This is a genomic window from Fibrobacter sp. HC4, assembly GCF_023373925.1.
Taxonomy (GTDB): Bacteria; Fibrobacterota; Fibrobacteria; order Fibrobacterales; family Fibrobacteraceae; genus Fibrobacter.
Window position 1 is genome coordinate 38,525 of record NZ_JALCZV010000020.1, and the last position, 16,745, is coordinate 55,269.

Here is a 16,745-nt window from a genome sequence, read left to right on the forward strand (position 1 = left end):
ATACAAATAGCATAAACAAATCGCAATTTGTATAAAAAATCCCCGATTGATCGGGGACTTTTTAGCTAGATCCTTCGCCCTACGGGCTCAGGATGACACGCTGCGCGTGACCGCTTACTTCTGCAGATTCAGGCTTGCGTTTGCAGCGCCGTAAAGGCTGATGCTATAATCCTTGATCACGTACACCGGAATCTTGTTCAGAAGCGGGCGGATGTTGGGGTTATAGTTCTTTTCGAAGTACTGCATGAACAGGTTATCGCGTTCCAGCCAGCGCAGATCCTTCTGTACGGTACCGCCAGCCAGGTAGAAGCCACCCAGCGGGAGGAACAGGGTTGCAGCGTCGCTAGCAAAGCGGGCCAGCATCTTTACGAACAGGCGCATCATTTCGGCGGCCACCGGATCGTTGTCGCTGGCGCGGGAAATGTACTTGGGGCGATCGTTGGGTTCGGTCTCTTCGATCTTCTGGAAGTATTCGTTGTTCGGAACGCCGCGGGTTTCCTTCCACCATTCGTACATGTTGCGAAGACCCATACCGGAAACCAGAGGTTCTACACCGGGAACAACGCCAAGCTTCTTTTCCATGTAATCGTGGAATTCCTGGGAGTCCTTGTCGAAAGGTGCGAAAGTAGAGTGGCCACCTTCAGAAGAAGCGGGAATGTACTTCTGACCGTCGAATGCCAGGAAGCCAACGCCCATGCCGGTACCCGGACCAATCACAGCCTTGGTTGCGGCCTGGGGAGCGGGAGAGGATCCGTCGGTGTGGACCAGCTTGTGGATCTGTTCCGGATCGTCCACGTCCAGAGTGGGGATACCGTAGCTGATAGCCATGAAGTCATTGATCACGAGAGTGGGAATGCCCGTTGCAGCAGAGATGGCATCGCCATCCACAGACCAAGGGAGGTTGGTCATGACGCACTTGTTATTGGCAACAGGACCGGCAGCGCTAATGCAGATGTGGCTCACCTTAAGGTCAGCGCGAGCTTCTGCAGCCAGCTTAAGGGTTTCGCGGATGGGAGCATCCAGACCGTCAATGTCTTTGGAGGGACATACGGTTTCGAGAATCAAGGTGAACTTTCCATCCTTGTAGCCAACAACGCCAAGGTTGGTGTTGGTACCGCCGATATCGCCAGCCAAAACCAGACGATCAAACTTTGCATCAGGATTACGCCATTTAATTTCCATAATAAAACTCCGAGTTTACGGTAAATAATTTACGCCTTTTAATCTAGTATAAGATTAGACGTTCCATGTTTAACGAATAAAATTTTCCCTTATAAATAGATGTTTTTTGGGCCCTACGTTCTTAATTATTGTTCTTTAAACAGCGGAGAGACCAAGCCCAATTCTTGAAAGCCGCAGAGCCCTTATAATACTTCAGGGTCTTGTAATCGGTGGAATAGCTAAAGAACACCACATAGACTCCGGTATTGTACGTTTCGTTAACACTCCAAAGGCGGGAATCCTGGCCAAAATACGAAGGGTAAACTTTTGAATCGTAATAAATGAAACTTCCTACAGGCAGTATATTCAGCCCTACAGAGTTAATTCCCTTCGGAATTTCAACTTTCACACGGTCATCGCCAGAACCCATCCAACCATAGCCATCGACCCACAAGCTATCAGACTTCAGGTGTTCGGATATAGAATGCGAAGAATCGGGGTCTATGTTGGTATAAATGTAATCTTCGAGGGCATACCATTCATGGTGATTGGGAACGTGCCAGCCGTTGGGGCAAGCTCCCTGATATTCCTTGGTTGTATCCACCACGGTTCCTACGGCACTAATCTCATTATACTCATCAGGGATATTCATGGCACTAGCCCATCTGTACACACGGCCGTACTTTTCACAATCGCCCTGAGTAAAGTCATCGGGACTAGTGGCGATACCGCCAGCACACCAGCTGCTATCAACGGCGTAGTTTAAATTTTGAGCCATCCAGGTTTGATTACCGATGGAGATGCTGCGATAGAACTGATCGTCACGATCATCCACAAAATATTCGTAATTGAATTTACCCATACGGACGTAGCGATCGTGAAGTTTGTTCTTATAACAGATCTTCTTGGCCTTATCGTATACAGTACCGCCGCAGGCAAGGACCGTCACATCATTCACGCAGGTCGCACTATCGGGATTATAGGTTTTGCCTCCGCACAGGGGATATACGTTACCCATATAACAGAATTGGGACTTTTCATCAAACTTATGATTGGCGCATTCCTGAAGAATTTTTTCTTCCGCAAGGTAAAGAGTATCTAAAATCGTGTCACGGGCGTAAACCGCATCACGAAGATAAAGTGTATCACGGACAACTACGGTATCACCATCTAAAACCAAGGTGTCTTTCTTGGTCACCACAACGGTATCGCCCTTCACGACCAAGGTATCTTTCTTGGAGACCACTACGGTATCGCCATTTTTGATAACGGTATCCTGTTTGGTTACAACGACCGTATCACCTTTTACGCGAATGGTATCACCTTTTATGTTGACGGTGTCTCTTACATAGACAGTATCTACACGACTCTGTTCATCCTGAGAACCGGACGCACTGGTGGAATCCTCGCAGGCAAAAAAGAACATCGCAAGAAGTGATGTGACATAAATAAAAGGTACACGAGCGTTCCTCATGGGCAAACTCCTTTTTTCTCGTTAAAAATTAGCATTCCTTACCTGCAGATTCCCAAATCATTTGACAAAATCGGGGCTGAAAACGATAATCAAATAGAACAATCCTTTTTTTATAAAATATATTGCCCACTATGCTTCACTTAAAATTCGCACTGAATCTCGAGAACCTCGCCGACGAAATGATCGACGCCATTTCCACCAGTTGGAAGAACCCTTTCGTATGTCCAATAGTCGTGTTTCCGGATCCAAAACTGGAGCAGTGGTTCAGGCTCCGCTGGATTCAGAAGAAGGGCGCTCTGGCTGGCCTCAGCACCATGATGATCGACCGATTCCTCATGGAAATTCTGGTGGGTGACGACAACAGCAAAAAGAAGCTGACGGCAGATATGCTGTGCAATGTGATTCTCGCCTATCTGAAAATGGAAGAAGGTGGATACTACAATTACGAAAAGCTGGGCGACGAAGTCCGTCGGTACTTGATTGTGGAAGACGCAAACGGCAAGGGCAAACTGGACGAGACCCATCTTTTTGATTTCGCACAGAAAATCGCCACATTGTTTTTGGAATACGAGACGAGCCGTCCCAGAGATTTTGTGAAGAACGCCGATGGCAGTGCAGCCGATGGGATTCTCGATAAGTGGAAACAGGGAGATTTACAACCTTTCTTTACAGGCAACCGCAATGGAGACGTGGCGGTCCGCGAAAAATGGCAGCAGAAATTGTACTCCGCCATTTTTCACCAGCACGGTAACAAGGACTCCCTTCTCACCCGCGTTTTCAAGAAAGAGGCAGAACGCAAGAATGATGACCAGATTACCTATCTGACCATCCCTTTCCTTTACTACAGTTGCTTCGATGAAAACGGCATCGCCAAATTCCATCTGGAAAAAATCAAGGACCAGCCCCTGTTCATTTTCGGTCTATCTGGTATGGGGCAGTTCTACCGGGTGATTCTTCATAAGTTTGCCGAGGAGCACGACGTTTTTGCCTACATCCAGAATCCCTGTATGGAATTCTGGGAAGATATTGCCAGCGATAAGATTGTTCGCAGGTGGGTTGCATCTAACGGTTCCTGGAATGATGAAAATGGCAACGAACTGAACAGCGTTAAACGCCGCATGGATGTAAATCTTGGCGAAGCGGGAAATAGCGTTGCAGAAGTCAGTGCGACCGATCCAGACGACATCCCGGAATATCAGAATCTCGCCGAAGAGGAGTCCGAAAACACACTGCTCTGCACCTGGGGAAGATCCGGCCGCGACAACATCAAGTTGTGGTGTCAGGCCGCAAATTACGATTTCGATTTTGACGCAAGCAATGGGAGTGCTTCATCGGCAAGCGACTTGCCCCAGGACACCCTATTGCATAAATTGCAGTACGCTATCGCCAACCGAACCAACATTATCGGCGAAGGGGCAACAGAAGAGAACAGCCTAACATTAACGGCAGCTCCCACAAAAATTCGTGAAGTGGAAGCTTTGCATTCCAGCATCTGCAAACTTCTGCAGAGCGGAGCCCGCATCAATGACATTCTGGTAGTTTCACCAGACTTGGATAGTTACCGCACAGCCATCAAGACCGTATTCGACCAGACTCCCGACCGAAAGGTTTCTGACGTGGCAGGCCATAACAATTCCGGCTACCTTCATATTCCATTTTCCATTGTTGATTCACCGGCCCACAGCTCTTTAACCGAAACCGCCCTACAGGATCTGTTCTCTATTTTAGAGGGAAACTCCATTGGACGTCCCCAGTTCTTTAGCTTGATGCGCAATCCTGTAGTGCAGCAAACCCGCGGCATCAAGGAAGAGGAAGTTAACGATTGGGAAACCTGGATTGAAGAAACCAATGTTTATCGCGACCGCAGTTCAAAGAAACAGGACTGGCTCGACGGAGTCCGCCGACTGCTTTTGGCCAAGATGACAAAAAATCTGGTGAAGTTCTCTGGCGAGGAAGACTCGCTAAAACCATACTCCGATATGGCCTCCAGCAACAACGCCAGCCTTTGCCGCTTTGTAGAAGCCATTAACGATTTAAGAGACTGGATTGCCTTCGGTTCCCAAGGAAAAATTGCGGATCTTAATAAGCTGAACGATCACCTAAACGGATGGCTCGCCATGACTGGCGCTCCCGAAGGTCTTGGAGGAGAATCCATCATCTTCAAGCGAGTGACGGAATCCGTGGAAAATCTTCACTACCAGCTGGATACCGGCATTGAGGCCATTTCATGGAAAATTATCGAGCAGAGTCTGATTACGGCAGTCCAGGGATCCGCATATAGTTGCGGTAACCTGTTCGTGAATGGCATAACCTTCATGAAATTCATCCCTAACCGAATCATTCCTGTAAAGCACCTGTTCTTTATTGGTGGAGATTCCATCAACTTCCCTGGAGCCAAGCAACAGAACACTTTGGACTTACGTAAATCCTGCCGCCCCTGGCCTGGTGATGGCTCCCCTATCTCCAAGCGACGCTACGCCTTCCTCTGTCAGCTCATGAGCGTAAGCGAAAGCTTCCATATTAGCTTTGTCGACCAGGACATTAAAAAGGATGCGGAACTTTACCCCACGTCCGTCGTCAATGACATCCAGAAATTTCTTTTGAAGAATGGCATCGCATGGAATAAAAAATCAATCTCGCTGGACGAGACCCGCGACACTACAGAACTGTTTACGCCCAGAAGCCTCCGTAACAAAAAGGCTTACGTAGACATGGTCCACGACGGAAATGCCAAGGCCCGCACCAACATAAAAGTTCGAGGTGACGAGTCTACTGACATCAAGAACATTGCCATCAAGATTCCCGAACGAGTTTCTCTGTTCCAGTTGTGCAAATTCCTGGAAGACCCATTTGAATTCCGAATCGGCCTGATGATGATGGAGCAAGATGATGACGATCCCGAAAAAGAATTTTTTGAACCGATTTTCTTTAACAAGTTGGAAGAAAGCAACTTACTGAAAATGATGCTGGCAGCAGAACTTTCGGGCAAGGAAGACGAACTGGAAAAATTCAAGAGGGATAGTCAGCTGAAGGGCAAGATGCCCGACCAGATTTTCAGTGAAAAAATCTGGAAAGACCTGAACGTAAAAAAGAACCTTATTCTTTGCCAGATGGGCGAAGAAAAAATTCAGGAACTCCGCAACGGCTGGACGTATAAAGACCGTTTGCAAGATCTGCAATTATTGCGTGGTGACGGAACCAAGTGGAACCTTTCCGGAACCATGGACTGGTGCAACAACAAGGAACTGGGAGATGTTACAGAAATCATTTCTATAACAACATCTAACAGCACTGCCGATAAAATCAATTTCAGTAAATACTTAAGCCCGTATATCAAGGCCTTGGCCCTTCTCGCCCTTAAATGCGAAAAGCATCCGGACTCGGCAAATAAGGAACAGACCATTGGCATTTCCATTTATTCTTGCGACGAGAATATCGGTGGCCCTGCAACAACATCTGTAAAAATGTCACCCGTTCAAGCTAGGGAAATGCTGGAACGTATATACAGCGAAGCCTACGGTTGCGAAAAGACAAGGAAGATGCCTTACAGTAAGGCTGTCCCCGCAGACCTTCTTGACACAATCAAGGAAAGCGACGATATATATGAATACAGAGGAAAACTATTGGATGGTCCATGGTCCTACTTCGGCAAGAAAGCACTTTTCGATCCGGTAAAGGATGTGGGATTCGATTCCGAAAATTTCAAGGAGCAGTGGGCAGAAGCGAAGGCCAAGATGAAGTCCCTTATGGAAATCAAGGCCTACGAAAAACCGGAAAAACCTGCTAAAACAGCAAAGGGAACAAAATCCGCAACGAAGAAGGGGGCATAAGGTGAGCGACACATTGAAAAGTTTCAATCTGAAAAATTTTGATCCGAAACACAGCCTCTTTATCGAAGCGTCAGCAGGAACAGGCAAAACCTATACCATTCAGCTCATGGTATCCAAGCTGATTAGTCAAGGCACGCCTCTCAAAAAGATTCTTATCGTCACCTACACCGAAAAAGCTGCGGGTGAGTTAAAGGACCGTATCCGCAAAAAGATTAACGAAGTCCTTGAATTCAAAAAAATCAACAAGGATGACTCTGACGAACCGGAACTTTCCAAGGACGTATTGTCCCTTTTTGCCAAGGCAAACCAGGATGTTGACAACGCAGCGATCTTCACCATCCACTCCTTCTGTCAGAAGGCCTTGAAGGAATACGCCTACGACGCGGGCCGCCCCTTTGATATGGGTATGATCGATGATGCCGCGGTTACCACCTTGGTAGAACAGTATATTCGCGACCAGTGGGTCAATGACGAAAAATTCCAGAAACTTCTCGCATCTGAAAAAACAGAATCCTTGACCAACCAGTTAACGGAAACCATTGTCAGCGCCATCAACAACTATAAAGGCTGTTGTAAAAAAGGCGAAATCATTCCGTTAGACGGGCCCAGTCTTCCGAAAATCAATGGTCAGGAGGTCCCCCTAAGCGCTCTTGAAAAAATTTCTAAAGCCACCTGTTATAACGATTTGAAGTGTATTCCCGGTTTTGAAGATGAGCTGACTTTTTTCGACAGCGTTTCTAATACAGAAAAAAGAGCCACGGAGTTCACCGAAAAAATCAAGTCATGGACCAACGAAAGTCAGGACATTCTTTTTAACGGCCACTCATTCACAACAAAATCATTCTCCGAGACAACCCTTCCCCATTTCAATGCAATCAAGGAAATCAAGGAACTGATCAAGAGCGCCCCAAAACACCTTTATCGCGCCCAGTACGAGGAATTTCTCTGCAAGCAGATTCCCATACTTTTTGACAAGTGGCAAAAAGCAAAGAAGGATGACAAAAGGCAATCCTTTAACGACATGATTCTTTCGGTGCATAAGGCTATCACCGAAAGTGACAATCTCAAGGAAAAGTTGCGTCAGCAGTTCAACTTCGCCATCATTGATGAATTCCAGGATACCAATAAACTGCAATGGGATATTTTCCGCACAATCTTTTTGAAAGATCAGGGCAAGGCCGTCGAAGGTCATTCCATTTTTGTGGTAGGCGATCCAAAACAATCCATCTATAGTTTCCAGGGAGCCGACGTAAACGTCTATAAGGAAGCGATCCTGGAAATCAACAACGGAACTTCTCTCAACAACAACTTCCGTTCTACAACGGGAATCATTGAAGGTTGCAACGAACTGTTCAAGGGAAGTTTCTTTACTCCTGCAGAAAGCTCTCCCGAACTGGTAAAATTCCAACCATCTGGTGCTCCTACCAACGAAAGCCAAGTTAAAGTTCCGCCTATGATAAGCGGCAAGGAAGTTGCACCGATCTGGATTAGCGAAAACGAAATTTCCAGTCTGAATTTCGCACGTTCCGCTGTGGCAAAAATCGTAGACTGGTGTTCCTTCGAAAACGGAAAGACCAAGCTCCAGGTTTTCGACAAGAAAGATTGTCGCAAATACCGCAACGTTTCCTTCAAGGACTTTGCCGTACTGGCCCGTACTCGCAGCGAAATGGAGGTCATGGAAGATTCACTGCGACACGCAGGTATCCCTTTCAGTCGTTACAAAGACAACAACCTGTTTAACAGCCGTGAATGTGCCGAATGGATAGCCCTGTTCCGTGCCTTGAATGCTCCGGATTTTTCTGCATGGAACCGTAAACTTTTAAGTGAAGTTCTCATTACCGATTTCTTTAAGACGGTCTTTACCAAAAAAGACAATTCTTCTGAAGATCACAGCATGGATGAACTTCATTATGTTGACAGCAAGGTTTTTGACGACCCCAATAATAGGGAACGCAAACTGCTGAATGTCTGGCGAGACTTGGCTCTTAAGCGTCGATACGCCGAAATGCTGGAGCGTATTTATAGCGACACCCAGATTGAGCAACGTCTAATGGATATTTCCAAGTTGCAAAATTTGGCGAAGCTCCGTCAGATCGGAAACTACGCCGTAGAATTCCTTTATAGCCACAACTGTTCCCTGGAAGATCTAGTCCGTCACTTGGAAGGACTGGCTGCATTCCGTGATGACGCCGACGATGAAGACGGAAGCCTCGTTGAAAAGGGAACCGACTACGATGCCGTTCAGGTCATGACCATTCACGCCTCCAAGGGGTTGGAATTCCCCGTGGTAATTTCTGTGGCAGGATTCAAGGGCGTGAATAATCTTTCTAGAGGTCCCTTCCTGTATCATGACGACAATGGAATCCATTTGGGCTTAGGCAGCGACGCCAAGGAAATTCGCAAGGCAGAAGAACTGGAAGAATGGAAGCGTTTGTTCTACGTGGACTTTACACGAGCATCATCTATTCTAATGCTACCTCGCTACGAAAACTGGACCAAAAAGGACAAGAGCGGAGCCATTATTTCTGTTAAACCAGAATTCAAGTTTCTACATGATTCCCATAAGGAATTTTGTGAAAATGCCGTATGTATCGAAAATGCTGAAAACAGAATTTTTGAATATCCCTGCTACACAATTCTAAAAACAGACAGCGATTGGAGCATTGCCGAAAAGAAAAAACTCGTACGGGAATATATTCTGCAGCCATTAAGCAAAAACAGTTCCTCTGCGGAATCCACAGACAATATCGAAGAGCTGATTCAGGAACAAAAAGGCATCATGGAAGACCTGCAGAAGCATGTGCCTCAGGCCTGCATTATGCAGTATTCCTACTCATCCCTTTCGGGCAAGGCCGACAACGGCATCAGCAACGAAGACGATACTCCCATCGATCAAGACGGCAACGAAGAATCTTCTGTGGCTGATGTTGCAGGCAAGAACAAGGTCTCCATCAAGAGTATTGATGTCAATGCACTAGATTGTACCCTTGCCTACGAGGAATCTCGCGATTATCAGAGCCACTACGAAGAAAATCTAAAGAAGTTCCCTCGCGGAAGCAAATTGGGTAACGCCATCCACCATGTCTTTGAACGAGCCAAGTTCTTTGAAATCGGACAACAGCTGCCTACTCTAGAAAGTGCCTTGGCAGATTCCAAATGCATAAATGTCGTCGAAGAAGAATTCAAGAACGAGGCGTTACCTATTTGGAATCACAAGAAGGAATGGACTGACATCGCCATTGCCTACTTGTGGAATACACTGAATGCAAAACTACCCGCCATCGCAGGAAATTGCGCTACAGGAGAATTTTTCACCCTAACAGAAATTCCTCTGGAAAATCATAAGGCAGAAATGCAGTTCAACCTGAATGCAGGAACCTCCGAAGAGCTCCGCAGATTCTGCAAGGGTTTTATCGATTTGATGTTCGTGCGAACTGATGCCCAGGGCAACAACCTCTACAGCATTCTGGACTGGAAATCCGACGTTCTGGAGGAAAATCGCTATACGCCAGAAGCCTTAAAGGAACGCGTTGATGCAGACTATTCCATTCAACGAGTGCTATACAGCTACTGCCTTATTCAATGGCTGAAACAGTTCTATGGAGAAGGTACTGCAGAAAACCTGACTGAAGAAGAAATCTTCAACAAGCATTTCGGCGGCATCTACTACGCATTTGTCCGCGGCACCCTGGGCGGAACAGGCAAGGGAATTTACGCCCAGACCTGGAAATGTTATGACGATCTTAAAAATGCCTATGGCGAAATCAAAAAATTGATGAGCAAGTAGGAGGCAACATAATGAACTTTATTGAAACAGAAAACTTTGAAGATTTCTACAACGCATTAAAGGAAATGCGTGGGATTTCCGCCATCGACAAGCACCTTCTCTCTTTGCTGTTTGACATTCAGCCGGATATCAGCCTGAAGGTACAGAAGTTTCTCGCTCTCTGCTTTTCGTTGCTGGACGATGGCAATACCCGCCTGCCTCTTATCGCCGAAGAATTTTTTGAAATGTGGTCCAAGAAGTGGCAAGGCCTTGTGCAATTGAGCATCAGCGCTTCTGAAACAGAAATAGACGAAAACAACTTCCACGCACCGCAGGAATTTTTGGACATTATAGACGCGGGAATCTCCGAATTCAAGAGCCTAAAATTTTCTGAAATCGTAGAAGGACGCCTGGTAAACGAAGCCATTGACAATGATAACTATTCTAAGCCATTTATCATCACCACCGGCGTAACGCCCTACCTTTATTTTGCCAAGCATTTCAATGCAAAATGTCTCATTGAAAAGTCGGCAGCACTTCTGTTCAAGAACGGCAGCAACCCTTCTGCTACATCCATCAAGAAATGCATTGATGAAATTTCAAAAATTAGAAAGCCTATAAACGGTAAACCATTCCTGGTCAATGAACAACAGGCAACGGCAATCCTTCGCGGACTTTCTGAGAATTTGATTATTACAGGTGGCCCGGGTACGGGTAAAACCACCGTGGTTCTCTACATCCTGTGGAAGCTATTGCAATCTAACAGCGATATGCTGGACTGGTCTATCTATTTGGCAGCCCCCAGCGGCAAGGCTGCAGACCGTATGCGAGAAAGCCTTTCTGATGGTCTTTCCGCCATCAACGACGAAATCCGTGAAAGCGAAGAAGGCGCTCCCATACTCAAGAAGCTGAAGGATCTGGAAAGCAGCACTATTCACCGTTTGCTGAAATTCTCCCGAGAAAAAGGCGACTTTCATTACAACAAGAATGAACAGTTTTCCAAAAATTCCATCTTCGTCATTGACGAAGCCAGCATGATCGATATTGAAATGTTCGCCGCCCTGTTGCAGGCCATTCCCGAAGGTGCACGCCTCTTTATTCTTGGTGATCCGTACCAGTTGCCCTCTGTGGATTCGGGAGCAGTTCTGGGAGAAATCCTAAAGGCCAAAAACAGCACTCGCAACTTTACTGTCAAACTAGAAATATCAAACCGTTTTACCGATGATTCCCTCATCGGACGCCTGGCTCACGAAATCAAGACTGTAGCCGAAACCAAGGACATCGGCAACTTCAAGCCCCATAATTTCCTGTTGCATCCGGCCCTCTGTTCCGAAGGCGATACAATGTCTAGTGCAGACAACGGTTCCGAAAAGATGAAGGACTTGGTTTCATATTACCGACTGGAATCCGAAAGCGAATGTAAGACCGCCAAAAAGATCGAAGAAAAACGCATCGAAAAAATCGTAAATGCCTGGGTCAGCAACTTCAGCAAACTTTCCCAGTTAGCAGAACAGGTTCACCCGAACAAGGCCACTGGCGAAACAGAACTCCGTGATGAACTCTGGAACTTGAGCCTCACCCAGCGCATGCTTTCGGCAGAACGTCGCGGCCCCCGCGGTGTTGAAAACCTGAACAAGAAAGCTTGCAGTAAACTCCGCAGCCTCTGGAAGAAATCCAAACAGACTGCGCGAGAAACAGAACCCACCGAAACTATAGCCATTCAGGATTCCGGATATTTCCCCGGTCAACTTTTGATTATCACCCAGAACCAAGAAATGTACAAGTTGTACAATGGTGATACCGGTATTGTAGTTTTTGATGGGCATACTCCCTACCTGATGTTAAAAAAAGCGCCACCTCAGGATTCCAACATCCAAAGGGACAACTATGTATTCTATCCCATTGCGGTTTTGCCAGAAGAAGCCATTGAAAGCGCCTTCGCCATCACCATCCATAAATCCCAGGGATCCGAATACAAACATGTAACCATGTACCTCCCAAAGCAGAAGGGCCACCCCCTATTAACGAACCAAATTCTGTATACGGGCATTACCCGCGCCAAGGAATCTGTAACCATAATAGCCTCCCCCGAGACCTTCAAGGCGGCTTGTTGCACGGTCACCGAACGCGAAACAGGGATTGAGTTGTAGTTTTTTCCAAAAAAAAGGCATTTTTACACTTCGTTGTATTTTTTTCAACGGCATTTCTCAACACCCGGTTTCCAGAGTGGCATTATGTAACTACTTTTGTTTAGATTTATGAACATGCCCGAAGTATTAGAGTATCTAGAGTATCGTGAGTTTTTGAGAGATTGGTTTGTCGAAACGAAAAAAGACAATCCTTTCACCTCATACCGCTATCTTGGCCAGAAGACCGGCGTTGACCCGGCCTGGCTTGTTCGCGTGTTCCAGAAAGAGGGACACCTGAACGAAAGCACCTTGCCGGTGTTCATCCGCCTTTGCGGACTCGACGACCGCCGTGCGGAATATTTCAAGACACTTTACCGCTTTAACAAGACCAAGGCAAAGCAGGCTCTTTCCGAACTGTACTACCGCCTTATGGAATTGCGCTCCCTGGAAACCCGAGTGCTCTCTACACCGGAACTTTCCTACTTCGGCAGCTGGGCATGCGCAGCTCTACGCGCCCTTATCGGCATTACCAAGGACACCAGCGACATCAACAAGCTGGCATCCAACCTGAATCCCGCCATTTCCCAGGATGAAGCCCGCAACGCGTTGGGCGTCATGAAGCAGCTGGGCCTGGTGGTACCCGACGGCAACGGCGGATGGAACATTACCGACCAGATTATCAGTACCGGCGGCGAAGTCAAAAGCACCGCTGTCCGCGACTTCCATAGACATACCATGGAACTGGCCCTGGAATCTATCGACCGCCACAAGCCCGAAGACCGTGACATTTCCAGCGTGGTATTTACCGCAGACGAGTCCGATCTGCCGGAAATCCGCCACCGCATCGAGGAATTCCGCCGCGGACTTCTGCAGTTCGCCCGCAAGAGTGAACGCGCCGACCGAGTTTACGCACTGAATATCGCCATGTTCCCCCTCTCCAACAAAGTGGATGACCCTTGCACGGGTTCCGAGCCGCCAAAGAAGGAGGGATGATGGAACTATTCGGAAAAAATTTTTATTTTTTGGGTATGAGCAAGTCCTATAGAACATTGGCAGTTACAGCAGTCCTTGGCTTTGGCCTCGGTCTTTCTGCATGTTCTGACGACAAGGTTGCAGGCGGCGGCCCCTCTGGCACCGAAGCCGGAAACGCCATTACCGCACAGATTTTAACAGCCGACAAGACTCCTGCCGCAAGAGCCAAGGTTAAGCTTGTAGAAAGCGCAAGCCTCGAAGGTTCCAAGGATGCCTACACCGCCGAAACCGATAAGAACGGTCAGGTAGTTGTTGAAGGCGTTGCCAGCGGCAGCTACATTCTGGAAGCCTCCCTCGAGGGCAAGGCCATCCAGACAAAGGTCAAGGTTTCTGACGCCGGAGTAGATCTTGGAACAGTGAACCTGGCCGATATGGCAACCATCAACGGTTTCCTGGGTTACATCGATGAAGGAACCATCAAGGTTCGCGGCCTCGACCATTCCGCAAAAGTTGTCAACGGCGAATTCGTTCTGGATTCCCTGCCTGCCGGTCATTTCGACCTGGTGTACATTCCCAACGAAAAGGCAAAGGATACCACCAGCACATACCTGAAGATTGATGCAGGTAAGGAATCCTCCACTAGCACTTTTGCCAACGAACGCCAAGCCTTGCTTTTGGACGACTTCGAAGACGGCAACAACCAGCATCGTTTTGGTCCCAAGTATTTTGGTCCCAGTGATGGCGGCTGGTGGTTCCAGTCTCATCATTCCAATGTCATCATCGATGCAGGTACCGAGATTGTCGTTGCAAAAGGCGATACCAGCGAATACCTGAAGATGTACGACGACGGTGAACAGCGTCTGTTGCACGTCACCTTCAATTTCGACACCTTGCGCGACACGAACACCGACGACAAGGGCGCCCTGCTAGTCTACCCCTGGGCTAATGTGGGCGTCGGCATCGGCAGTAACGACAAGTCTATCTGTTACGACCTTTCTTCCGTCGATTCCATTAGTTTTAAGGTTAGAGGTACTGGCAGCTATTACTTCATCATCGAAGACGAAGCACACAAGAAGCCTACCGACGGAAACGGTTCCATCACCGTCGAAAACAAGTCCTACGGATTTAAGGAACTTTCTGACGAGTGGGAAACTGTTACCGTGGCGACCGCCGACATCGTCGACGAAACCAAGGGTAGCCTCAGCTGCGTCACCATCTTGACCTGGCAGTTCACTAATACGGTTGACTTCTGGATGGATGATGTCAAACTGATTGGTGGCGACAGACAGAGCATTTGGGAAAAGTAATGACAGACAACGCAGTTCATGCGGTAACATCTAATCAAGACGGTCTTTACAAAAATCTAGACGAAACGGTTCGCAAGTATATTGCGACCCGTTTTTTGCGTCCTATAGCCGACCATACCCGCGAGGCTTTTGGGGTCGCAAAGGACTACGTCAAATCTTTTTACGAGAAGAATGGGAACAAGGTCTCTGGCAACGCCGAAGGGTTCCGCATCGTTCTGGATTCGGGCTGTGGCGCAGGTGAAAGCACGCTACATCTGGCCCGACGTTTTCCAGGCATTCCTGTCATCGGAGTGGACAAGTCTGCAGTTCGCCTGAACAAGGCCGGTAACGAGCACCAGCAACAGGCCGCAGGCACAGACCAGCCCGCCAACGCTTTCTGGATCCGAGCCGAACTTCTGGATTTCTGGCGTCTAGCCCAGGAAGAAGTTCTTGCAGGCAACTGGATCATCGAACATCACGCCGTGTTCTACCCCAACCCCTGGCCCAAGGAAAGCGAAGCCGGCAGACGATTCCATCTGCACCCCATCTTTCCTACGCTGCTGTCCCTGAGTCCCGTTACGGAACTTCGTACCAACTGGGACATCTACGCACAGGAATTTGCAGAAGCAGCCCGCATCGTGAACACTTCAGCCACTGTCGTTTGCGAATCCTTCAATCCCGAAAATCCGGAAACGGCATTCGAGCGAAAATTCAAGGAAGCAGGCCAGCAACTCTGGCGAACTCTAGTCCGCAAATAGAATTCCCAAATTGAGTTCAAATAGAAAAGCGGGTTCACTCAAATGGTGAACCCGCTCTTTTTAAAAGTTAGCGGTACTAGACCTGCAGAACCCTATTATTTACGGTCCCTAGTCCAGGCCAGGAAACCCTTGGTTCCACGGGTAAACTTCACTTCGATTTCGGCACCTTCCCTAACAATGAATTCGGTAAGGCCATACTTGCCGCCATCGGTACGACCCCAGTCGTATGTATAGCCCAGACGTGTCCAGGGGAAACCGCCTTCGCGCCTATAGGCCTGAGAGCGAGTCTTGTCGAACCACTTCTTGAACCACATGGCGCTTTCGCTACGGTCTTCTTCGAAAGAGCTGGGGAACGCCACGTTCATCACGTCATTGGTGGGATCGGGAACAAATGCCGGACGGAACACATCCTTCACGGGGACCCAGAATACGGTAAAGTAAGTTCCGTCAAAGTCAGGAGCCTTGCCCAGGAGCTGCTTCAGGCGCAAAGTCCAGTTGTTCACGCCATCCTTATTTTCGTTGAACCACTTCATGAATTCCTTGTCGGTAAAGGCCCACACGAAGTCCTTCTTCAAGGTCATGATCTGACCATCCTTGAACTGGTCCGGATCATTGTGCCAGGTCACCAACATCACCTGAGTGTTGTCGCCGCTCAAGGTAGCGACGCTGGAATTCTGGTCCAGGTTCACCAGGGGCTGAATGTCATCGCTAGTCAACTTGGGAGCGCTCTTCAGTGCTGCTTCATATTGGGCATCAATCAAAGAATCGCGATTGACGAAGGAGACCACGTTACCCTTGGTATCGATAATATCGCAGTAAGGAACATTATCCGGATTCAGGGCCACCTTCTCCTTCTCAAACTGTTCCTGCAACAGGGCGTCATTGTGAGAGAACAGATTGTCATTTTCCAGGAAGGAAATCACAATCTTGCAGAAGCCGTCATCCGGAATCTTTACGGCAATAGGGAACGGACGCTTGCCATTATCGGCAGTATCCAGAACCAGTTTGTTATCGTTTTCACCGCAAGTATATTCGTAGGAATAAAGAGTTGCAACGCCGGGATTCATTTCGTTCACAAACAGGTTGTCCTGTTCGCTGCTCCAACCGGATTTTACCAGGATTCGCTTGTCGCCCAAAGTCATGTATTGGGGATTCACATCGCTGCAATAAAAAGCGGCCTGGCGAAACACGCCAATCACGCCGGACTTATTCTTGAAGGACTCCGGATCCTTGACCTTGAAACCGCCGGCACAGGCCATCAGTGCGGCACCCGTCACGGCCACAGCGGACAAAGCACAAATACTCTTTGCAAACTTGTTCATTTTCTTCCACCTTAAAAAAATCGGTGGCAAATATAGAAATAACGGGA

General features: G+C 47.9%; 9 protein-coding genes. 6 read left to right on the forward strand and 3 right to left on the reverse strand.

The features are described 5' to 3' along the window. Nucleotides 1–114 precede the first annotated feature (114 nt). Nucleotides 115–1,182: a glucokinase gene (locus MMG03_RS12540; protein ID WP_249506424.1), complete on the reverse strand. Its 1,068-nt coding sequence runs from the start codon at nucleotides 1,180–1,182 to the stop codon at nucleotides 115–117. Between the two features lie 121 nt (nucleotides 1,183–1,303). Next, entirely contained in the window at nucleotides 1,304–2,635 is a 1,332-nt protein-coding gene (locus MMG03_RS12545; protein ID WP_249506425.1) for an FISUMP domain-containing protein, read from the reverse strand. A gap of 131 nt (nucleotides 2,636–2,766) precedes the next feature. On the opposite strand from MMG03_RS12545, the gene MMG03_RS12550 reads away from it, so the two are divergent. The 6 genes from MMG03_RS12550 to MMG03_RS12575 all read left to right on the forward strand — a co-directional run bounded on the left by MMG03_RS12550 (nucleotide 2,767) and on the right by MMG03_RS12575 (nucleotide 15,376). After that, a complete protein-coding gene (locus MMG03_RS12550; RefSeq protein ID WP_249506426.1) occupies nucleotides 2,767–6,465 on the forward strand; it encodes an exodeoxyribonuclease V subunit gamma in 3,699 nt (1,232 codons plus the stop codon). A 1-nt stretch (nucleotide 6,466) separates the two neighbouring features. Beyond that, the gene (locus tag MMG03_RS12555) at nucleotides 6,467–10,252 is read left to right on the forward strand and encodes a UvrD-helicase domain-containing protein (RefSeq protein WP_249506427.1); all 3,786 of its coding nucleotides are present in this window, start codon (nucleotides 6,467–6,469) and stop codon (nucleotides 10,250–10,252) included. A gap of 11 nt (nucleotides 10,253–10,263) precedes the next feature. Next, entirely contained in the window at nucleotides 10,264–12,381 is a 2,118-nt protein-coding gene (locus tag MMG03_RS12560) for an ATP-dependent RecD-like DNA helicase (protein WP_249506428.1), read from the forward strand. A gap of 114 nt (nucleotides 12,382–12,495) precedes the next feature. Continuing rightward, a complete protein-coding gene (locus MMG03_RS12565) occupies nucleotides 12,496–13,353 on the forward strand; it encodes a TIGR02147 family protein (protein ID WP_073157948.1) in 858 nt (285 codons plus the stop codon). A gap of 35 nt (nucleotides 13,354–13,388) precedes the next feature. After that, nucleotides 13,389–14,639 carry a carboxypeptidase-like regulatory domain-containing protein gene (locus MMG03_RS12570; RefSeq protein ID WP_139258236.1) on the forward strand — a complete coding sequence of 417 codons (1,251 nt, stop codon included), beginning with the start codon at nucleotides 13,389–13,391 and terminating at the stop codon, nucleotides 14,637–14,639. Next, nucleotides 14,639–15,376 carry a tRNA (guanosine(46)-N(7))-methyltransferase TrmB gene (locus tag MMG03_RS12575; RefSeq protein ID WP_073157724.1) on the forward strand — a complete coding sequence of 246 codons (738 nt, stop codon included), beginning with the start codon at nucleotides 14,639–14,641 and terminating at the stop codon, nucleotides 15,374–15,376. The genes MMG03_RS12570 and MMG03_RS12575 overlap by 1 nt, the downstream gene beginning before the upstream one ends. A gap of 95 nt (nucleotides 15,377–15,471) precedes the next feature. Here the strand turns inward: MMG03_RS12575 and MMG03_RS12580 are convergent, their stop codons facing one another. Then, nucleotides 15,472–16,698, reverse strand: coding sequence for a hypothetical protein (locus MMG03_RS12580; protein ID WP_088666522.1), 1,227 nt, complete (start codon nucleotides 16,696–16,698; stop codon nucleotides 15,472–15,474). Nucleotides 16,699–16,745 lie beyond the last annotated feature (47 nt).